A 19,310-nucleotide genomic window follows, 5' to 3' on the forward strand; every position below is an offset into this window, starting at 1 on the left:
TCCAGGGCTGTAACACAGAATTAACAGCCGATGCCTACGCTGCGCTCATGGACCGCCAGAAGGAATTCGTGCTGCGCACCCTGGAGGAACGCGATATCCGGTTCGTTCGGTTGTGGTTCACCGACGTGCTCGGCTACCTGAAATCGGTAGCGATCGCGCCCGCCGAACTCGAAGGCGCCTTCGAGGAAGGCATCGGGTTCGACGGCTCCTCGATCGAAGGCTTCGCCCGCGTCTCGGAATCGGACACCGTCGCGCGGCCCGATCCGTCCACCTTCCAGGTGTTGCCGTGGACCACCAGCACCGGAAAGCACTACTCGGCGCGGATGTTCTGCGACATCACCATGCCGGACGGTTCACCGTCGTGGGCCGACTCCCGGCACGTGCTGCGCCGTCAGCTGGCCAAGGCCAGCGACCTCGGCTTCACCTGCTACGTGCACCCCGAGATCGAGTTCTTCCTGCTGCAGCCCGGCCCGGACGACGGCTCGGTGCCGATCCCGGCCGACAACAGCGGCTATTTCGACCAGGCCGTGCATGATTCGGCCCCGAACTTCCGCAGGCACGCCATCGAGGCCCTGGAGCAGATGGGCATCTCGGTGGAGTTCAGCCACCACGAGGGCGCGCCCGGCCAGCAGGAGATCGACCTGCGCTACGCCGACGCGCTGTCGATGGCCGACAACGTGATGACCTTCCGCTACCTGGTCAAGGAAGTCGCCCTGGCCGACGGTGTCCGGGCCTCGTTCATGCCCAAGCCGTTCGCCGAGCACCCCGGCTCGGCCATGCACACCCACATGAGCCTGTTCGAGGGCGATACCAACGCCTTCCACAGCCCCGACGACCCGCTGCAGCTGTCCGACGTCGCCAAGTCGTTCATCGCGGGCATCCTGGAACACGCCAGCGAGATCAGCGCCGTCACCAACCAGTGGGTGAACTCCTACAAGCGTCTGGTGCACGGCGGCGAGGCACCCACCGCCGCCTCCTGGGGCGCGGCCAACCGCTCGGCCCTGGTGCGGGTGCCCATGTACACCCCACGCAAGGCGTCGTCGCGCCGCGTGGAGGTCCGCAGCCCCGATTCGGCCTGCAACCCCTACCTCACCTTCGCGGTGCTGCTGGCGGCCGGCCTGCGCGGCGTGGAGAAGGGTTACGTGCTGGGCCCGCAGGCCGAGGACAACGTCTGGAGCCTGACGGCCGAGGAACGCCGCGCCATGGGCTACCGGGAGCTGCCGTCCAGCCTCGGCAACGCGCTGGAGGCCATGGAGAACTCCGAACTCGTCGCGGAAGCGTTGGGGGAGCACGTATTCGACTACTTCCTGCGCAACAAGCGCGCGGAGTGGGAGAACTACCGCAGCCACGTCACGCCGTATGAGCTGAAGAACTATCTGTCGCTGTAGCGAACACGGCGGGGGGTAGCCGTGCGCTACCGTCGTGAACGTGCCGAAACCTGCGACCGATCGCCCGAAACTGCCCAGCGTCGGTCGGCTCGGGCTGGTCCATCCGCAGGCGGCCGCCGAACTCGAACAGCTCGGCTGGAACACCGAGGCGCACGTCGAACTGCTGTGGTCGCTGTCGCGCGCCCCTGACGCCGACATCGCGCTGCTGGCCATGGTGCGCCTGGCCGATGCCCTCGGAGCCGGAGCCGACGAGCTCAACCGCCAACTGCTGACGGACCGGGCCCTGCGGGGCCGGTTGTTCGGCGTGCTGGGCTCCTCGCTGGCGCTCGGTGATCACCTGGTGGCCCATCCGGAGTCCTGGCGGCTGCTGGCCGGCGCCGTCCAACTTCCCGGTGCCACCGAACTGCGGGACATCTTCACCGCCGCCGCCCGCGACGCCGAGATCGACCGGGGCACAAGCAGTGCCGTGCCCCCGCTGCGGGACCTCTACCGCGACCGGTTGCTGGTGCTGGCCGCACTCGACGTGGCGTCGACCGTCGAGAACGAGCCGGTGCTGCCGTTCGTCGAGGTGGTCGCCCACCTGTCCGACCTCGCCGATGCCGCGCTGGGCGCGGCGCTGACGGTGGCCACCCGGGCCGTGTGCGACGACGGCGACGAGCCCCGGCTGGCCGTCATCGCCATGGGCAAATGCGGCGCGCGCGAACTGAACTACGTCAGCGATGTCGATGTCATCTTCGTCGGGGAAGACACCGGCGACAATCTGGCCGCGGCCACCCGGGTGGCGGGGGAGATGATGCGGTTCGCCGCCGACGCCTTCTTCGAGGTCGACGCCGCGCTGCGCCCGGAAGGCAAACGCGGGCAACTGGTCCGGACACTGGACTCCCACATCGCCTACTACCAGCGCTGGGCCAAGACCTGGGAATTCCAGGCGCTGCTCAAGGCGCGCCCCGCCGCCGGTGACCCCGAACTCGGACAGGCCTATGTCGACGCGCTGATGCCCATGGTCTGGACGGCGTGCGAACGCGAGGATTTCGTCCCCGAGGTCCAGGCCATGCGCCGGCGCGTCGAGGAGCTCGTCCCGGCCGGGGTGCGGGCCCGCGAACTCAAGCTGGGCACCGGCGGGCTGCGCGACGTCGAATTCGCCGTCCAGCTCCTGCAATTGGTGCACGGCCGCAATGACGAGGCACTGCACGTGGCGTCCACGGTCGACGCGCTGGCCGCCCTCGGCGAGGGCGGTTACGTCGGGCGCGACGACACCGCCAACATGACGGCGTCGTACGAGTTCCTCCGGCTGCTCGAACACCGGCTGCAGCTGCAGCGGCTCAAACGCACCCACATGCTGCCCGATGACAAGGACGACGAGGCCTACCGCTGGCTGGCCCGCGCCGCGCACGTCCGGCCCGACGGCCGCCACGACGCTCAGGGGGTGCTGCGCGAGGAACTCAAACGGCAGAGCATGCGGGTGTCGCGGTTGCACGCCAAGCTCTTCTATCAACCGCTGCTGGAATCGGTGGGCCAGCCCGCGGTCGGCATCGGCGCCGGGATGAGTGCGGAGGCGGCCGAACGTCAGCTCGCCGCACTGGGTTACGAGGGGCCGCAGAGCGCACTGACCCACCTGGCCGCCCTCACCAGCCAGAGCGGACGGCGTGGAACGGTGCAGCAGGTGCTGCTGCCGACCCTGCTGGACTGGCTGTCGGACACCCCCGATCCGGATGCCGGCCTGCTGGCCTACCGCCGGATCAGCGACGAGCTGGCCGAACAGCGCTGGTATCTGTCGACCCTTCGTGACGAGGGGGCGGTGGCCAAGCGGCTGATGCAGATCCTGGGCACCTCGGCCTACATTCCCGAGTTGCTGATGCGTGCCCCCGAAGTGATCCAGCTGTACGCGGACGGGCCCAACGGGCCGAAGCTGCTCGACGGCGATCCCGACAGCGTGGCCCGCGCGCTGGTGGCATCGGCGGGCAGGCATCCCGACCCGGTGCGCGGGATCNGGGCCAACACACCCGAATCCGGTGTGCCCGCGCGCATCGCGGTGATCGGCATGGGCCGGCTCGGTGGCGGGGAACTGGGCTACGGCTCGGACGCCGACGTGATGTTCGTCTGCGAGCCGGCCTCAGGAGTCGAGGACTCGGTGGCCGTGCGCTGGTCGGTGAGCATCGCCGAACAGGTCAGGGCCCTGCTGGGAACGCCGAGCGCCGATCCGCCACTGGAGGTCGACACCGGGCTGCGTCCCGAGGGGCGTAACGGGCCGCTGGTCCGCACGCTCGCGTCGTATGCGACGTATTACGAGCAATGGGCCCAGCCGTGGGAGATCCAGGCGCTGCTGCGGGCCCACCGGGTGGCGGGCGATCTGGAACTCGGCGAACGTTTCCTGCTGATGGCCGACCGGACCCGGTATCCCTCGGGCGGGGTCTCGGCCGAGGCGGTGCAGGAGATCCGTCGGATCAAGGCGCGGGTGGACGCCGAACGGCTGCCCCGCGGCGCCGACCCCAACACCCACACCAAGCTGGGGCGCGGCGGGCTGGCCGACATCGAGTGGACCGTGCAGCTACTGCAGCTGCGCCACGCGCACGAGGTGCCTGCGCTGCACAACACCTCGACTCTGCAGACGCTCGACGCGATCGGCGCGGCCGAACTGGTGGCCGAGAGCGACGTGGAGCTGCTGCGCGAGGCCTGGCTGACGGCCACCCGGGCGCGCAACGCGCTGGTGCTGGTGCGCGGCAAGCCCACCGACCAATTGCCCGGGCCGGGCCGTCAGCTCAACGCGGTGGCGTTGGCAGCCGGATGGGGCAGCGATGACGGCGGGGAGGTCCTGGACAACTATCTGCGGGTGACGCGGCGGGCGAAGGGTGTGGTCCGCAAGATTTTCGGCGGGGAGTAGCCCCGCTGCAGGACGTCGCAGTGCGTGGTGTTAATAAGGGCGTATAACCAATTCACTGGGAGTCCGGATGCAGCACACGTTCGACGTCATCACCGCGGCCGAGCACGATCGCCTCGAAGCGCTCTACGAGCCGTTCGCCCGCGCGATGCGCGAACTCGTGGACGCCGGAGTGCGCACCGAGGTGGACGCGCAGACCATCGCGGATGCGACCGCGGCCGTTCAGGCCGTCACCGCCTCGCTGCGCCGTGAACAGCGCGACGGCCCCCAGGCCATCCTGCACGCCGAGACGAACCGCCCGGTGGTGTGGGCCAACCCCGTCGTCGGGCTGCGCAACGCACTGGCCCCGCCATTGGTGATCGAGCACGCCGAGGACGGCAGCTGCTGGAGTGAATTCGAGCTGGGGGCGGCCTACGAAGGTCCGCTGGGCTGGGTCCACGGCGGGATCTGCGCGCTGGTGCTCGACCACATTCTCGGTGAGGTGGCCAGCGGCGGTTTGAACGAGCCGCGCTACACCGGCACCATCACGTGCCGGTACAACCGCGGCACACCGCTGGGGCCGTTGCGTGCCGAGGCCTTCATCGACCGGACCGAAGGCGTCAAAACCTTTGCGCGGGGCCATATCAGCGACGCCGACGGGATCACCGTCGAGGCGGAAGGCGTCTTCATCACGCCGGCCTGGGCCCGGGACGCCGGATGAAGTTCTACGTCAGCATGGCCTTCATGGACACCCGGGAGGCCGTCGAAGTGGCCAGGGCGGCAGACGATCTGGGCTACGACGGGATGGGCATCCCGGATCACGTGGTGAACCTGGAGACGCTGCGCACACCGTACCCGTACACCAAGGACGGAAAGCGGCGCTGGGAGGCGTTCACCGACTGGCCGGATCCGTGGGTGATGATCGGGGCGCTGGCATTGGTGACCACCCGGCTGAAGTTCGTCACCACGGTCTATCTGCCCGCGATGCGTGACCCGTACTCGGCCGCCAAAGCCATTGGGACCGCGGCCTATCTGGCCGGTGGACGGCTCGAACTCGGCATCGGGGTCGGCTGGTGCGAGGAGGAGTTCGAACTGCTGGGGCAGCAGTTCGCGCGCCGCGGCAGGCGCACCGACGAGATGCTCACCTTGATGAAAAAGCTGTGGGAACCGGGGTGGACCGAGTTCTCCGGCGAGTTCTACTCGACGCCGCGGCTCGAGATGGAGCCCACGCCGCCGCCGATCCCGATCTACGTCGGCGGTCTTTCCGACATCGCGCTGCGTCGCGCGGCGCGCCACGACGGCTGGATCGGCGACCTGATCTCCACCGACGCCGCCTTGCAGCGGGTCGAGCGCCTACGCCAACTGCGGGCCGAAAACGGGCTGGCGATGGACGATTTCACCATCATCACGCCGCTCACCGACGCCTTCACGCCCGAGCACTATGCGCGCGCGGAGTCCGGCGGAATCCAGGGCATCATCACCATGCCGTGGATGTTCTACGCCGGCCCCGGCGCCACACTGCCCGAGAAGATCGACGGGTTGAAGCGGTTCCGCAAAGACCTCGCCCTGGATTAGGTCTTGTTGCGAGCCGCATCGACCGCGTAGGCGCCGCCGCCGATCGCGGCGAGCAGCAGGAAGCCGAAGCAGTACAGCACCGCGGGCTCGCCACCGTTCTCCAACGGCAACAGGCCATTCGGCTGATGCTGCCAGAAGTAGGCGACGGCCATCTGGCCGGACGCGATGAACGCGGCGATGCGGGTGAACAGGCCGACCAAGATCAGCAGGCCGAGCACCAGTTCGAGGACGCCGGCGTACCAGACCGGCCAGGTGCCGACCGGAACGGCGCCACCTCCGGAATCGACGGGCCAGGCAAAGAGTTTCGATGCCCCGTGAATGGTGAACAGAAGACCGAACACGATGCGGAACAAGCTGAGCGCGGCAGGTGCGAGTGAGCCGAGGCGGTTGTCCAGATTGGTCGTCATGGGCTGACAATACGCCGAGTGCGCGGAAAGCTCACAGCTCGAGCAACACCGTTACCGGTCCGTCATTGACAAGTTCCACCTGCATGTGCGCCCCGAAAACTCCCGTTTGCACAACAGCACCCAGTCGCGTGAGCGCATCGGCGAATTCATCCACCAGCGGCTCGGCGACCGGGCCGCGGGCGGCGGCGTTCCACGACGGCCGCCTGCCCTTGTCGGTGTTGGCGTACAACGTGAACTGACTGATCACCAGGATCGGCGCAGCAACGTCGGATGCGGACTTCTCACCGTCGAGAATTCTTAGTTGCCAGAGCTTTTCGGCCATCCGCCGGGCCTTGGCCGCATCGTCGTCATGGGTCACCCCGACCAGGGCGAGCAGGCCCTGGGGCGCTGGATTGATTGCGCCCACGACGTCACCGTCGACCGTGACCCGCGCCGACGTCACCCGCTGCACCAGAACCCGCATGCGGTCCATTGTGCTGCCGGCGCCGGGCGGGCCGCCGGTCGGGTGGCTACCCGAGGGCGGATCTGCCGTAGTTGTCGGCGTAGGCGTTGGCGACTCCAGGGAGGATTTCGACGATGGTGAAATAGCGGTCCCACAGTGGTGTTTCGCGGAGCTCCTCGACCGCGAGCTCATACTCGTGCGGATCGCTGGTCTCCCACAGCAACAGGTCGGTGACCCTGGCGGTGTAGAACTCCGTGTCGTACCAACGGAAGTTCACTGCGGGGTGCCGATCGAGTATCGGCTGCAGGTGCCGGGCCAGCTCGTCGAAGCGTTTGGCCACCGGGAATCCGAGCCATTCCGGATTGGTCTTGACCAACATGAAAACCGTGAACATGGTGAACCTCGTTCTCTCATCTGTGAATACGGCTGGAGAGAAACGAAAAGGTCAACGAATCTCTCCGTTGACCTGTGAGGTTGTCAGCACCGCGAGCTGACGTGCTCGCAGAGTTAGGTTAGCCTAAGACTGTGGCCCCCGGCAAGAGCCGAGGGCCACAATCTGTCGTGTCGGCGGTGCCGACTAGACGTCGCGTCGGCGGTGCCGACTAGACGTCGCGTCGGCGGTGCCGACTAAACGTCGTAGTAGAGCGAGAACTCGTACGGGTGAGGCCGGATCTGGATCGGCATGATCTCGTTCTCCCGCTTGTAGGAGATCCAGGTCTCGATCAGGTCCTCGGTGAACACGCCACCCTCGGTGAGGTACTCGTGATCCTCTTCGAGCTTGTCGATGACCGCGGCCAGCGAGGTGGGCGCCTGCGGGATGTTGGCGGCCTCGTCCGGCGGCAGCTCGTAGAGGTCCTTGTCGACCGGGGCCAGCGGCTCGATCTTCTTCTTGATGCCGTCGATGCCTGCCATCAGCATGGCCGCGAACGCCAGGTACGGGTTACCCGAGCTGTCCGGGCAGCGGAACTCGAGGCGCTTGGCCTTCGGGTTGTTGCCGGTGATCGGGATACGGACACAGGCCGAGCGGTTGCGCTGGCTGTACACCAGGTTGATCGGGGCCTCGTAGCCCGGCACCAGACGCTTGTAGGAGTTCACCGTCGGGTTGGTGAACGCCAGCAGCGACGGGGCGTGGTGCAGGATGCCGCCGATGTAGTGGCGCGCGATGTCGGACAGGCCTGCGTAGCCGGACTCGTCGTGGAACAGCGGCTTGCCGTCCTTCCACAGCGACTGGTGGGCGTGCATGCCGGAACCGTTGTCACCGAACAGCGGCTTGGGCATGAAGGTGACGGTCTTGCCGTTCTGCCATGCGGTGTTCTTGATGATGTACTTGAACAGCAGCACATCGTCGGCCGCGTGCAGCAGCGTGTTGAACTTGTAGTTGATCTCGGCCTGACCGGCGGTGCCCACCTCGTGGTGGCCGCGCTCCAGGGTGAAGCCGGCGTTGATCAGGTTGGTCGACATCTCGTCGCGCAGGTCGACGTAGTGGTCGTACGGGGCGACGGGGAAGTAGCCACCCTTGGGGCGGACCTTGTAGCCGAGGTTTGGGGAGCCGTCGGCCTCGGCGGGCTCGCCGGTGTTCCACCACGCGGACTCCGAATCCACCTCGTAGAAGGTGCCGTTCATCCGGGAGTCGAAGCTCACCGAATCGAAGATGTAGAACTCGGCCTCGGCACCGAAGTAGCAGGTATCGGCGATGCCGGTGCTGGCCAGGTAGTTCTCCGCCTTGCGGGCGACGTTACGCGGGTCGCGGGAGTACGCCTCGCGGGTGAACGGGTCATGCACGAAGAAGTTCAGGTTCAGCGTCTTGGCGGCGCGGAACGGGTCGATGCGCGCGGTGTCGGGATCCGGCAGCAGCATCATGTCGGATTCGTGGATCGACTGGAAGCCGCGGACCGACGAGCCGTCGAAGGCCAGGCCGTCCTCGAAGACGCTCTCATCGAACGCCGAGGCCGGGATCGAGAAGTGCTGGACGACGCCGGGCAGATCGCAGAAGCGAATGTCGACGTACTCGACGTTTTCGTCCTTGATCAGCTTGAAGATGTCGTCGGACGTCTTTTCTGCCACTGAGTGTTCTCCTTTACTGGTAACCCGCGGGTTGACGCTAAGGACACGATGTTGCGCAGTCATCAACCGTATGTTGCGCGGAAGTTACGCAATGCCGGTTCCGTGTGACATGAGCTACCGGCAGCCACGTAACCGACCCCGCCTATTCTGGCCCTATGGCGCGCACGATGGGAACTTGGCTGTCCGGACCCGGACCTTTCGACGCCGGCGACGGCGAGGACGGGCGGGATTCCCAGGGAAAGTACCCCGGTGAACGACTCGGCTTGCCCGAATCGGGTCCGGGTTCGCTGGCCCGGATGGGACGGCGGCTCGGCGCACTCTGCATCGACTGGCTGGTGGCCTACGGGCTGGCCGGGCTGGCGATGGCCCTGGGCCTGGTGTCGCTGGCGCTGCTGTCCACGGCGGTGCTCGTGATCTGGATGGTGCTGGGCACGGTCGCGGTGCGGCTGTTCTCGTTCACGCCGGGCCAGCTTGCGGTGGGGCTGGTGGTGGTGCCGGCCGACGGCCGCGACCGGATCGGCATCGTGCGCGCATTCCTGCGGGTGGTGTTGATCGCGCTGGTGATCCCGCCGCTGGTTTCCGACAGTGATCTGCGCGGGCTGCACGACCGCCTGACGTTCACCGCGGTGGTGCGCCGCTAGCGTTCGGGGGCTGAGCGGCAGGGTCAGCGCCGGCGCACGGTGCGCTGCACACCGCGCATCTTCGCGCCGGCAGGCATCGGGCCCTTCGGCAGACCGGCCGGGCCGGTCTTGGTGCCCAGCGCGGCCAGCCGGGACTCGATCGAGTCCATCTGCTTGACCGTGATGTTCGCCGGAAGCTTGTTGAGGTGCCGCTCCAGCTTGGACAGCGGGACCTCGCCCTCGCCGTTGCCGACGACGATGTCGTAGATCGGGATCTCGCCGACCAGGCGTGCGGTGCGCTTCTTCTCCTGCGCCAGCAGCGGCTTGACGCGGGTGGCCGAACCCTCGCCGACGAAGATCACGCCGGGACGGCCGATCACCCGGTGCACCGCGTCGAAATGTCCCGTCGCGGCGACGCCGGGGGTGACGCGCCACTTACCGCGCAGATTGTCCAGCGCCCACGCGGCGGCACCGGTCTGGCCCTCGGCCTTCTTGTACACCGACTTCTGGGCCCGGCGACCGAAGATGATGAACGCGACCAGTGCGCCCAGCACCACACCGAGCGGGATGAGCGTGTACATCGTGAACCCGCCGATGAGCACCCCGGCGACCACAGCGGCAGCCACGATCAGCACGAACGCGCCGATCATGTACGGCAGCAGGCGTTTGTCCTCTTTGCGCTGGATCTGGAATGCCTGCCACAGCTGACTGCGCCGCTGCTTGGAGGCGGCCTTGCGGGCAGCCTTCGCCTCGGCCTTTGCCGCCTTCGTTTCTGCGGCATTGCGGGTTTTCGCCATTACTTCAGGATACGGGGGGCTGATCTGCGAACCGAACCCGTGCGGCCTGCGCATAGAGCCGGCCCGCGCGGTAGGACGAGCGCACCAGCGGCCCGGCCAGCACGCCGGCGAATCCCAGGCCCTCGGCATAGCTCGACAGCTCGACGAATTCGTCGGGATGCACCCAGCGTTCGACCGGGTGGTGACGGGGCGACGGGCGCAGGTACTGGGTGATGGTGACGATGTCGCAACCGGCGTCGTGCAGATCACGCAACGCGGTGTGCACCTCCTCGATGGTCTCGCCCATCCCGAGGATCAGGTTCGATTTGGTGACCAGGCCGAAGTTGCGGGCGGCGGTGATCACGTCGAGGCTGCGGTCGTAGCGGAACGCCGGGCGAATCCGCTTGAAGATCCGCGGCACCGTTTCGAGGTTGTGCGCGAACACTTCTGGGCGCGATTCGAACACCTCGGCCAGCTGGTCGGGGTTGCCGTTGAAGTCGGGGGCCAACAGCTCGACGCCGGTGTTCGGGTTCAGCGCATGGATCTGACGGACCGTCTCGGCGTACAGCCACGCCCCGCCGTCGGGCAGGTCGTCGCGGGCCACCCCGGTCACCGTCGAGTACTTCAGCCCCATGGCCTGCACGCTCTCGGCGACCCGTCGCGGTTCGTCGCGGTCCAGTTCGGTCGGCTTGCCGGTATCGATCTGGCAGAAGTCGCACCGCCGGGTGCACTGCTCGCCGCCGATCAGGAACGTGGCCTCGCGGTCCTCCCAGCATTCGAAGATGTTGGGGCAGCCGGCCTCCTCGCACACCGTGTGCAGCCCCTCGCGGCGCACCAGGCCCTTGAGTTCGGTGTACTCCGGGCCCATCTTGGCCCGGGTCTTGATCCACGGCGGCTTGCGTTCGATCGGGGTCTGCGCGTTGCGGACCTCCAGGCGAAGCAGCTTGCGTCCCTCCGGCACGACAGTCACAGATTCATCCTACGTTCAGAGCTACCTCGAGCCGGCCGTCCAGCGCGTCGGACACCGTCGCGGCCACCCGGTCGGTGACCTCGTCGACCGTGACGCGTCGGCCGAGTTCGGCGGTCAGCGACGTCACACCGGCGTCGGTGATCCCGCACGGCACGATCGATGAGTACGCGCCCAGATCGCAATCGCAGTTCAGCGCGAAGCCGTGCAGGGTCGTCGCCCGCGACACCCGGATGCCGATCGCGGCGACCTTGCGGGCCGGACGCAGGCCGTCGCCGGGCACCCACACGCCCGATCTGCCCTCGACCCGGCCGGCCTGCAGGCCGAGATCTGCGCACACCGTGATGAGTGCTTCTTCCAGTCTGCGAACGAAATTCACCACATCCAGTGGCTCGGTCAGCCCGATGATGGGGTAGCCGACCAACTGGCCGGGACCGTGCCAGGTGATCTTGCCGCCCCGGTCGGTGTCGACGACGGGAGTGCCGTCCATCGGGCGCTCGTGCGGCTCGGTGCGCTTGCCCGCGGTGTAGACGGCCGGATGCTCCAGCAGCAGCAGGGTGTCCGGGCCGCCGGCCACCCTCGCGTCGGCGATCTCGCGCTGCAGGGCCCAGGCGGCTTCGTAATCGATCGTGCCCAGGCGGCGAACCTCGACGGGAGCAGTCGCCGAGCGGATGGATGCTGCCATGATCATCCACGCTACTCGCGCGCGAAATTGCTGCCCGGTGCAGGGGTTGACGCCGAATAGGGTCGGACGGTGCCGGAATTGTCTGCCCGATATTCGGTGTGGCGATTGTTGACCACGTTGCTCTTCGCTACCAGAACTTCATCATGCTGCACCTGGCGGACCCGCAACGGTTCCCGTCGACGACGCCGGTGGGTCGGCTGAGCCGGACCAACCGGCTGCTGACCGGCGGTGACATCGCGATATCGCTCACGTCGATGGACCGGACCTTCGACGACGCACTGACCGTGATCGAAAACTACAGGGCCACGTCGGGTCGCTAGTCCCTGGGCGGCGCGGTGGCGTAGGCCAGCGCTTCGCCGACGGTGTTGTGGTGGAACGTGAACCCGGCACGTTCCAGGGCCGCTGGGATGGCACGCTGCCCGATGAGCAACCCCTCATCGGCGATCTCGCCGAGCAGCGTGCGCAGCACGAATCCCGGCACGATCGCCGGGGTGGGCCGGTTGAGGGCCCGGCCTAGTGCCGCGGTGAACTCGGCATTGGTCACCGGAGCCGGCCCGGTGAGATTGACGGGGCCCGAGAGGTTTTCGTTCGCCATCGCGAACAACACCGCCCGGACCTCGTCCTCCAGGCTGATCCACGGGATGTACTGGCGGCCGTTGCCGAGCCGGGCACCCAGGCCGAGGGAGAACAAGGGCTTGAGCCGGCTCAGCATGCCACCGGACGGGCCCATCACCAGCCCGGTGCGCAGCAGCACCACCCGGGCCCCGGCGGCGACGGCCGGTGCGGTGGCCGCCTCCCAGTCCGCGCACAACCGGGCCAGGAAACCGGTCCCTTCGGGTGCCGACTCGTCGGTGACCCGGTCCCGGGTATCCCCGTAGTAGCCGACGGCGCTCGCGTTGATCAGCACCGGCACCCCGGCGTCGGCCACCGCGCCGGCCAACACCTCGGTGGGGCCGATGCGGCTGTCGCGCAGGCTCTGCTTGAAGGCGCCCGACCAACGCTTGTCGCCGACACCGACGCCGCACAGATTCACCACGGCGTCGACGCCGCGCAACGCCCCGGCGTCGAATTCCCCGGTGTCGGGATTCCAGAACAGCTCGTCGCCGTTCGATGGTGCCCTGCGAACGATCCGGAGTACCCGGCGATCGGCGGCGCGCAGTGCCGTTACCAGCGCCGAACCGATCAGACCGGACGATCCCGCTATCGCGATGACGGCGTCCGCCACAGTGGGGAACCCCTCCTAACGGTTCTTACAGCCCGAGGTCGGCCTCGAATGCGGCTTCTTCGAGCCTGCGCTTGATGGTGGTGACGAACCGGCCGGCGTCGGCGCCGTCGATCAGCCGGTGGTCATAGGTGAGCGGCAGGTAGCACACCGACCGCACACCGATCGACTCGTTGCCGTACTCGTCGGAGATCACCCGCGGGCGCTTGACGATGGCCCCGGTGCCCAGCATCGCCGCCTGCGGCGGAACCAGGATCGGGGTGTCGAACAGGGCGCCCTGGCTGCCGATGTTGGTGATGGTGAACGTGCCACCGGCCAACTCGTCCGGCTTGAGGTTGCCCGACCGGGCCCGCGCGGCGATGTCGGCGATGGCCCGGGCCAGCCCACCCAGCGACAGGTCACCGGCGTTGTGGATCACCGGGGAGAGCAGGCCCTGCTCGGTGTCGACCGCGAAGCCGAGGTGCTCGGCGTCGTAGTAGGTGATCTCCTTGGTGTCCTCGTTGTAGCTGGCGTTGACGTTCGGGTGGATCTTGAGGGCGTCGATCACCGCGCGAGCGATGAACGGCAGGTAGGTGAGGTTGACGCCCTCACGCTCGGCGAAGTCCGACTTCGCGCGCGCCCGCAGCGCCACGATCTTGGTCATGTCGACTTCGTGGGTCTGCGTCAGCTGCGCGGTCGCCTGCAGCGATTCGCGGGTCTTCTTCGCCGTGATCTGGCGGATCCGGTTGGCCTTCTGCGTGGTTCCGCGCAGGTGCGCCAGGGCCGGTGCCGGAGCCGCNCCGCGGCCGGAGATGGGATCTCGGTGTCGACCTTGTCCGTGGAAACCTCGAGCAACGGCTCGTCGAGTTCGACGGTGTCACCCTCCTGTTTAAGCCAACGGGTGACGGTCCCCTCAGTGACACTCTCACCTAGTGCGGGCATCTGAACGGAGATGGCCATGTGTATTGACTCCTCGGACGGTCACTTGTGACGACTCGAACTCTGGCTTACCACAGCTAGGTGCACTGGGTACGGCACCTAGATGGATTGTCGGAACCATCCTGTCACTGCAGCACCATTCGCACTCACTCAGGGTGGCGCACGCTCTGGCACTATCGAATCAGGGTTTGCAGGGCAGTTCGCCGAACTTCCCCAGAGCTGAGGAGACCGTTCCGTTGGGGCTGTTCGATGCGTTTCGCCGGGGCCGGCCGGCGCGTGGCTCGAGCGCCGACCGGGCCGAGGATCTGCGGTATCTGCAGCAGTGGGTGGCCGGGCACACCGGCGTGGAGGCGTTCGTCGAACCGCGCACCACGGTCACCGAGGTGACGGTGGTGTTGGTTGCTGCCGACGGGGAATGGACCCGGCGCCGCGCCGGCGGCGAGGCCGGGGCGCGCCGGCTCAGCGACCGGCTGCAGATCCCCGTCTACGACGTGCAGAAGGTCGGCTATCCGCAGCGGATGCGGGACTACGACGCGCGCCGGCGGATCGAACGGCAACGCGCCGTGCGCAGGGAACTCGACGACCGCTAGAGTCGATACAACCGATACCTCCGGTATTGGTTACCTATCGTCACAGGTATCTCCTGGAGGGTGAGCCATGCAGCGCTTCGTCGTCAGCTCGGACGGGACTCGCATCGCGGTCTACGAACAAGGCGATCGGCAACGGCCGACGCTGGTGATGGCACACGGCTGGCCGGACTCACATGTGCTGTGGAACGGCGTGACCGGTGAGCTGGGCGATCGGTTCCACATCGTGCGCTACGACAACCGCGGCGCCGGCGCCTCCGATGTGCCCAAGGCCGTCAGGGCCTACCGGATGGACCGGTTCGCCGATGACCTGTCCGCGGTGATCGACGCGGTGAGCCCCGGGAAGCCCGTGCACGTGCTGGCCCACGACTGGGGATCGGTGGGGGTGTGGGAGTACCTCAGCCGCCCCGAGGCCTCCGAACGCGTGGCGTCCTTCACCTCGGTCTCGGGGCCCAGCACCGACCACTACGGGTCGTTCGTGCGTCGCAGGCTGGCCCGCCCGTACCGCCCGATCCGGTTCGCCAAGGCGGTGAACCTGGCGTCGCGGTTCAGCTACTGGATCCCGTTCTCGGTTCCCGTCGTCGCGCCCGCGCTGATGCGCCGCGGTGCGGCCCGCCGGCTGCAGGCCATCGACACCGCCGGGCCGAAATTCCAGTCCGAGACACTCGACATCGACGCGGCGAACGGGTTGAAGATCTACCGCGCCAACGCGATTCGCTCGTTCACCACGCTGCGCAGCGACCACTACGTGACGGTGCCGGTTCAGCTGATCTGCAATGACCACGATCCCGTGGTGCGCGGGCACGGCTACGACGAGGCGTCCACCTGGGTGCCGCTGTTGTGGCGCCGCGACCTCAAGGCCGGGCACTGGGCGCCGTTCTCGCACTGGCGCGCCATCGCCAACGCCACCGCCGAACTGATCGATCACATCGAGGGCGCGCCCGCGGCTCGGGGGCTGCGGCGGGCGCAGGTCGGTCGGCCGCGTGAATCCTTCGGCGACACACTGGTTTCGGTGACCGGCGCGGGTAGCGGCATCGGTCGGGCCACCGCGCTTGCCTTCGCCGCCCGGGGTGCCGAGGTCGTGGTGAGCGACATCGACGAAGGCGCGGCCAAGTCCACCGCCAACGAGATCGCGGCGCGCGGCGGAGTGGCACATCCGTACCAGCTGGACGTGGCCGACGCCGACGCCGTGGAGAGCTTCGTCGAACAGGTCTGCAGCACGCATGGTGTGCCCGACGTGGTGGTCAACAACGCCGGGATCGGCCACGGCGGCAAGTTCCTCGACACGCCCGCCGACCAGTACGACCGGGTGCTCGACGTGAACTTCGGCGGCGTCGTCAACTGCTGCCGGTCGTTCGCGCGCCGGCTCGTCGACCGCGGTACCGGCGGCCACATCGTCAACGTGGCGTCCATGGCCGCTTACTCGCCGTCGGCATCGATGAACGCCTACGCCACCAGCAAGGCCGCGGTGTTCATGTTCTCCGACTGCCTGCGCGCCGAATTGGACGCGGCGGGAGTCGGTTTGACCACGATCTGCCCCGGGGTCATCGACACCAACATCATCGACACCACGCGCTTCGACGTGCCCGCCGATCAGCAGGACCAGGTCGACCGGCTGCGGGCCCGCACCAAGAAGGCCTTCGCCGCGCGTCGATACGGGCCGGACAAGGTGGCCAAGGCCATCGTCGCCGCGGTCGAGAAGGGCAAGGCCGTCCGCCCGGTCACGCCGGAGGCGTATGCGGCCTACGGGGTGGCGCGGCTGGTGCCGTCGGTGCTGCGCCGGGCCGCACGGTCCGGATCGCTCTAGCCGCTACTGCGGATGGGTGGCGAGGTATTCGCCTACCGGAATGGGTGATTCGGCCGCGTACCCGATCGGCAGCAGCACGTCGCCTGCCGTGGTGACGTAGTAGACGTCCCAGCGGTAGAACGCGCCGAACGCCGCCGGATCGGCCGCGAGCGCCGCGGCATAGGCGTGCACGCCACGCACGTACTCGTCGGCGTTGTTGTACCGGAACAGGGCATGGTCGGGGTCGTTCGCAAACCCGTTGGCGGCCAGGTATCGCCCGGCGGCGAGGATGCTGTCGCGCGGCGAGTTGATGTCACCGCCCGCGCCGTAGGCGGCGAACGTGGACGGCATGAACTGCATCGGCCCCTGCGCCCTGGCCAGGCTGGTGCCGCGCACACTGCCGAAATGCGTTTCGATCAGGTTGATCGCGGCCAGGTAGTTCCAGCCCACGCCGGAGGCGGCCTCGGTCTCACGGTAGGAATCGAGCAGCAGGTCCGCCGGCGGTGGCGGTTCGATACGCCACGCGGGCAACGTGTCCCGCGGTTCGGCCAGCGTGGCGAGCTGTCGCCGCGCGTCGACGTTGTGGTCGTAGAACGCGATGAGCTCGGCGGGGATACGGGGCCGGATGATGCTGTCCCACTCGGGATGACGACCGATGGCCCGGTAGGCCACCTGCTGGCGGCGGGCGGCCTCGGTGCGGGCCGGCTCCGGTGTCGACGGGTTGCGCAGGACCCGCTCGTCGGCCACNCGATCTTCGTCAGCACGCCCGCGGCCGGAGATGGGATCTCGGTGTCGACCTTGTCCGTGGAAACCTCGAGCAACGGCTCGTCGAGTTCGACGGTGTCACCCTCCTGTTTAAGCCAACGGGTGACGGTCCCCTCAGTGACACTCTCACCTAGTGCGGGCATCTGAACGGAGATGGCCATGTGTATTGACTCCTCGGACGGTCACTTGTGACGACTCGAACTCTGGCTTACCACAGCTAGGTGCACTGGGTACGGCACCTAGATGGATTGTCGGAACCATCCTGTCACTGCAGCACCATTCGCACTCACTCAGGGTGGCGCACGCTCTGGCACTATCGAATCAGGGTTTGCAGGGCAGTTCGCCGAACTTCCCCAGAGCTGAGGAGACCGTTCCGTTGGGGCTGTTCGATGCGTTTCGCCGGGGCCGGCCGGCGCGTGGCTCGAGCGCCGACCGGGCCGAGGATCTGCGGTATCTGCAGCAGTGGGTGGCCGGGCACACCGGCGTGGAGGCGTTCGTCGAACCGCGCACCACGGTCACCGAGGTGACGGTGGTGTTGGTTGCTGCCGACGGGGAATGGACCCGGCGCCGCGCCGGCGGCGAGGCCGGGGCGCGCCGGCTCAGCGACCGGCTGCAGATCCCCGTCTACGACGTGCAGAAGGTCGGCTATCCGCAGCGGATGCGGGACTACGACGCGCGCCGGCGGATCGAACGGCAACGCGCCGTGCGCAGGGAACTCGACGACCGCTAGAGTCGATACAACCGATACCTCCGGTATTGGTTACCTATCGTCACAGGTATCTCCTGGAGGGTGAGCCATGCAGCGCTTCGTCGTCAGCTCGGACGGGACTCGCATCGCGGTCTACGAACAAGGCGATCGGCAACGGCCGACGCTGGTGATGGCACACGGCTGGCCGGACTCACATGTGCTGTGGAACGGCGTGACCGGTGAGCTGGGCGATCGGTTCCACATCGTGCGCTACGACAACCGCGGCGCCGGCGCCTCCGATGTGCCCAAGGCCGTCAGGGCCTACCGGATGGACCGGTTCGCCGATGACCTGTCCGCGGTGATCGACGCGGTGAGCCCCGGGAAGCCCGTGCACGTGCTGGCCCACGACTGGGGATCGGTGGGGGTGTGGGAGTACCTCAGCCGCCCCGAGGCCTCCGAACGCGTGGCGTCCTTCACCTCGGTCTCGGGGCCCAGCACCGACCACTACGGGTCGTTCGTGCGTCGCAGGCTGGCCCGCCCGTACCGCCCGATCCGGTTCGCCAAGGCGGTGAACCTGGCGTCGCGGTTCAGCTACTGGATCCCGTTCTCGGTTCCCGTCGTCGCGCCCGCGCTGATGCGCCGCGGTGCGGCCCGCCGGCTGCAGGCCATCGACACCGCCGGGCCGAAATTCCAGTCCGAGACACTCGACATCGACGCGGCGAACGGGTTGAAGATCTACCGCGCCAACGCGATTCGCTCGTTCACCACGCTGCGCAGCGACCACTACGTGACGGTGCCGGTTCAGCTGATCTGCAATGACCACGATCCCGTGGTGCGCGGGCACGGCTACGACGAGGCGTCCACCTGGGTGCCGCTGTTGTGGCGCCGCGACCTCAAGGCCGGGCACTGGGCGCCGTTCTCGCACTGGCGCGCCATCGCCAACGCCACCGCCGAACTGATCGATCACATCGAGGGCGCGCCCGCGGCTCGGGGGCTGCGGCGGGCGCAGGTCGGTCGGCCGCGTGAATCCTTCGGCGACACACTGGTTTCGGTGACCGGCGCGGGTAGCGGCATCGGTCGGGCCACCGCGCTTGCCTTCGCCGCCCGGGGTGCCGAGGTCGTGGTGAGCGACATCGACGAAGGCGCGGCCAAGTCCACCGCCAACGAGATCGCGGCGCGCGGCGGAGTGGCACATCCGTACCAGCTGGACGTGGCCGACGCCGACGCCGTGGAGAGCTTCGTCGAACAGGTCTGCAGCACGCATGGTGTGCCCGACGTGGTGGTCAACAACGCCGGGATCGGCCACGGCGGCAAGTTCCTCGACACGCCCGCCGACCAGTACGACCGGGTGCTCGACGTGAACTTCGGCGGCGTCGTCAACTGCTGCCGGTCGTTCGCGCGCCGGCTCGTCGACCGCGGTACCGGCGGCCACATCGTCAACGTGGCGTCCATGGCCGCTTACTCGCCGTCGGCATCGATGAACGCCTACGCCACCAGCAAGGCCGCGGTGTTCATGTTCTCCGACTGCCTGCGCGCCGAATTGGACGCGGCGGGAGTCGGTTT

At 67.9% G+C, this 19,310-nt stretch carries 18 protein-coding genes and 3 pseudogenes; 10 read left to right on the plus strand and 11 right to left on the minus strand.

Annotated elements, in window-relative coordinates; genetic code table 11:
- Window positions 1-47 precede the first annotated feature (47 nt).
- The 4 genes from glnA (BN4332_RS07135) (at window position 48) to BN4332_RS07150 (ending at window position 5,820) form a co-directional block, all read left to right on the plus strand.
- A complete protein-coding gene (glnA, locus tag BN4332_RS07135; RefSeq protein WP_066897815.1) occupies window positions 48-1,388 on the plus strand; it encodes a type I glutamate--ammonia ligase in 1,341 nt (446 codons plus the stop codon).
- A 34-nt stretch (window positions 1,389-1,422) separates the two neighbouring features.
- Window positions 1,423-4,269 (plus strand): bifunctional [glutamine synthetase] adenylyltransferase/[glutamine synthetase]-adenylyl-L-tyrosine phosphorylase, encoded by a 2,847-nt coding sequence (locus tag BN4332_RS07140; protein WP_096866848.1) that lies wholly within the window; start codon window positions 1,423-1,425, stop codon window positions 4,267-4,269.
- Window positions 4,270-4,336: 67 nt separating this feature from the next.
- Complete coding sequence (locus BN4332_RS07145; protein ID WP_066897816.1) at window positions 4,337-4,966, plus strand: PaaI family thioesterase; 630 nt, start codon at window positions 4,337-4,339, stop codon at window positions 4,964-4,966.
- On the plus strand, window positions 4,963-5,820 hold the full coding sequence (locus BN4332_RS07150; RefSeq protein ID WP_066897817.1) for a TIGR03619 family F420-dependent LLM class oxidoreductase: 858 nt from the start codon (window positions 4,963-4,965) through the stop codon (window positions 5,818-5,820). Before BN4332_RS07145 ends, BN4332_RS07150 begins: the two co-directional genes overlap by 4 nt.
- Here the strand turns inward: BN4332_RS07150 and BN4332_RS07155 are convergent.
- From BN4332_RS07155 to glnA (BN4332_RS07170), 4 genes are all read right to left on the minus strand, one after another.
- The gene (locus BN4332_RS07155; protein ID WP_066897818.1) at window positions 5,817-6,227 is read right to left on the minus strand and encodes a DoxX family protein; all 411 of its coding nucleotides are present in this window, start codon (window positions 6,225-6,227) and stop codon (window positions 5,817-5,819) included. The genes BN4332_RS07150 and BN4332_RS07155 overlap by 4 nt on opposite strands.
- A 31-nt stretch (window positions 6,228-6,258) precedes the next feature.
- Window positions 6,259-6,690 carry a D-aminoacyl-tRNA deacylase gene (dtd, locus tag BN4332_RS07160; protein ID WP_066897832.1) on the minus strand — a complete coding sequence of 144 codons (432 nt, stop codon included), beginning with the start codon at window positions 6,688-6,690 and terminating at the stop codon, window positions 6,259-6,261.
- Window positions 6,691-6,736: 46 nt separating this feature from the next.
- Window positions 6,737-7,063 (minus strand): darcynin family protein, encoded by a 327-nt coding sequence (locus BN4332_RS07165; protein WP_066897819.1) that lies wholly within the window; start codon window positions 7,061-7,063, stop codon window positions 6,737-6,739.
- 233 nt (window positions 7,064-7,296) lie between these two features.
- The gene (gene glnA / locus BN4332_RS07170) at window positions 7,297-8,733 is read right to left on the minus strand and encodes a type I glutamate--ammonia ligase (protein WP_066897820.1); all 1,437 of its coding nucleotides are present in this window, start codon (window positions 8,731-8,733) and stop codon (window positions 7,297-7,299) included.
- A gap of 155 nt (window positions 8,734-8,888) precedes the next feature.
- Here glnA (BN4332_RS07170) and BN4332_RS07175 point away from each other — a divergent pair, with 155 nt between their 5' ends.
- Entirely contained in the window at window positions 8,889-9,374 is a 486-nt protein-coding gene (locus tag BN4332_RS07175; RefSeq protein ID WP_200820275.1) for an RDD family protein, read from the plus strand.
- Window positions 9,375-9,397: 23 nt separating this feature from the next.
- On the opposite strand, the gene BN4332_RS07180 is transcribed toward BN4332_RS07175, so the two are convergent.
- Genes BN4332_RS07180 through lipB form a run of 3 tightly spaced genes read right to left on the minus strand, consistent with a single transcriptional unit; the run spans window position 9,398 to window position 11,787 of the window.
- Window positions 9,398-10,150: a DUF4191 domain-containing protein gene (locus BN4332_RS07180; RefSeq protein ID WP_066897821.1), complete on the minus strand. Its 753-nt coding sequence runs from the start codon at window positions 10,148-10,150 to the stop codon at window positions 9,398-9,400.
- A 4-nt stretch (window positions 10,151-10,154) separates the two neighbouring features.
- Window positions 10,155-11,099: a lipoyl synthase gene (gene lipA / locus BN4332_RS07185; RefSeq protein WP_066897822.1), complete on the minus strand. Its 945-nt coding sequence runs from the start codon at window positions 11,097-11,099 to the stop codon at window positions 10,155-10,157.
- 4 nt (window positions 11,100-11,103) lie between these two features.
- Complete coding sequence (gene lipB / locus BN4332_RS07190; protein WP_066897823.1) at window positions 11,104-11,787, minus strand: lipoyl(octanoyl) transferase LipB; 684 nt, start codon at window positions 11,785-11,787, stop codon at window positions 11,104-11,106.
- Between the two features lie 92 nt (window positions 11,788-11,879).
- Here lipB and BN4332_RS07195 point away from each other — a divergent pair, with 92 nt between their 5' ends.
- Window positions 11,880-12,101, plus strand: coding sequence for a hypothetical protein (locus BN4332_RS07195; protein WP_066897824.1), 222 nt, complete (start codon window positions 11,880-11,882; stop codon window positions 12,099-12,101).
- Here the strand turns inward: BN4332_RS07195 and BN4332_RS07200 are convergent.
- Window positions 12,098-13,006, minus strand: a complete 909-nt coding sequence (locus BN4332_RS07200; protein ID WP_066897825.1) for a TIGR01777 family oxidoreductase — start codon at window positions 13,004-13,006, stop codon at window positions 12,098-12,100. The genes BN4332_RS07195 and BN4332_RS07200 overlap by 4 nt on opposite strands.
- A 25-nt stretch (window positions 13,007-13,031) precedes the next feature.
- Window positions 13,032-13,930: pseudogene (gene sucB, locus BN4332_RS07205) on the minus strand (2-oxoglutarate dehydrogenase, E2 component, dihydrolipoamide succinyltransferase); the annotation flags it as partial.
- Between the two features lie 227 nt (window positions 13,931-14,157).
- Between sucB and BN4332_RS07210 the strand changes: the two are divergent.
- Both BN4332_RS07210 and BN4332_RS07215 read left to right on the plus strand, forming a co-directional pair.
- Window positions 14,158-14,511, plus strand: coding sequence for an oxidoreductase (locus tag BN4332_RS07210; RefSeq protein ID WP_066897827.1), 354 nt, complete (start codon window positions 14,158-14,160; stop codon window positions 14,509-14,511).
- Between the two features lie 67 nt (window positions 14,512-14,578).
- Entirely contained in the window at window positions 14,579-16,315 is a 1,737-nt protein-coding gene (locus BN4332_RS07215; RefSeq protein ID WP_066897828.1) for an SDR family oxidoreductase, read from the plus strand.
- A 3-nt stretch (window positions 16,316-16,318) separates the two neighbouring features.
- Here BN4332_RS07215 and BN4332_RS34180 read toward each other — a convergent pair.
- Together BN4332_RS34180 and BN4332_RS34185 are read right to left on the minus strand one after the other, a co-directional pair.
- Window positions 16,319-17,050, minus strand: a pseudogene (locus BN4332_RS34180) (lytic transglycosylase domain-containing protein); the annotation flags it as partial.
- Window positions 17,044-17,220: pseudogene (locus BN4332_RS34185) on the minus strand (biotin/lipoyl-containing protein); the annotation flags it as partial. The pseudogenes BN4332_RS34180 and BN4332_RS34185, both read right to left, overlap by 7 nt.
- A 215-nt stretch (window positions 17,221-17,435) precedes the next feature.
- Between BN4332_RS34185 and BN4332_RS07230 the strand changes: the two are divergent.
- On the plus strand, window positions 17,436-17,789 hold the full coding sequence (locus BN4332_RS07230; RefSeq protein WP_066897827.1) for an oxidoreductase: 354 nt from the start codon (window positions 17,436-17,438) through the stop codon (window positions 17,787-17,789).
- A 67-nt stretch (window positions 17,790-17,856) separates the two neighbouring features.
- A partial coding sequence (locus BN4332_RS07235; RefSeq protein WP_066897829.1) for an SDR family oxidoreductase occupies window positions 17,857-19,310 on the plus strand: 1,454 nt, incomplete at its 3' end.

Source organism: Mycolicibacterium houstonense (genome assembly GCF_900078665.2).
Classification (GTDB): Bacteria; Actinomycetota; Actinomycetes; order Mycobacteriales; family Mycobacteriaceae; genus Mycobacterium; species Mycobacterium houstonense.

Excerpts from the sequence above, each read along its gene's own strand:
- BN4332_RS07150 (WP_066897817.1), top strand. The coding sequence starts at position 4,963 with ATGAAGTTCTACGTCAGCATGGCCTTCATGGACACCCGGGAGGCCGTC.
- BN4332_RS07180 (WP_066897821.1), bottom strand. The coding sequence starts at position 10,150 with ATGGCGAAAACCCGCAATGCCGCAGAAACGAAGGCGGCAAAGGCCGAG.
- BN4332_RS07215 (WP_066897828.1), top strand. The coding sequence starts at position 14,579 with ATGCAGCGCTTCGTCGTCAGCTCGGACGGGACTCGCATCGCGGTCTAC.
- BN4332_RS07165 (WP_066897819.1), bottom strand. The coding sequence starts at position 7,063 with ATGTTCACGGTTTTCATGTTGGTCAAGACCAATCCGGAATGGCTCGGA.
- BN4332_RS07145 (WP_066897816.1), top strand. The coding sequence starts at position 4,337 with ATGCAGCACACGTTCGACGTCATCACCGCGGCCGAGCACGATCGCCTC.
- lipB (WP_066897823.1), bottom strand. The coding sequence starts at position 11,787 with ATGATCATGGCAGCATCCATCCGCTCGGCGACTGCTCCCGTCGAGGTT.
- BN4332_RS07155 (WP_066897818.1), bottom strand. The coding sequence starts at position 6,227 with ATGACGACCAATCTGGACAACCGCCTCGGCTCACTCGCACCTGCCGCG.
- glnA (WP_066897815.1), top strand. The coding sequence starts at position 48 with ATGGACCGCCAGAAGGAATTCGTGCTGCGCACCCTGGAGGAACGCGAT.
- BN4332_RS07175 (WP_200820275.1), top strand. The coding sequence starts at position 8,889 with ATGGCGCGCACGATGGGAACTTGGCTGTCCGGACCCGGACCTTTCGAC.
- dtd (WP_066897832.1), bottom strand. The coding sequence starts at position 6,690 with ATGCGGGTTCTGGTGCAGCGGGTGACGTCGGCGCGGGTCACGGTCGAC.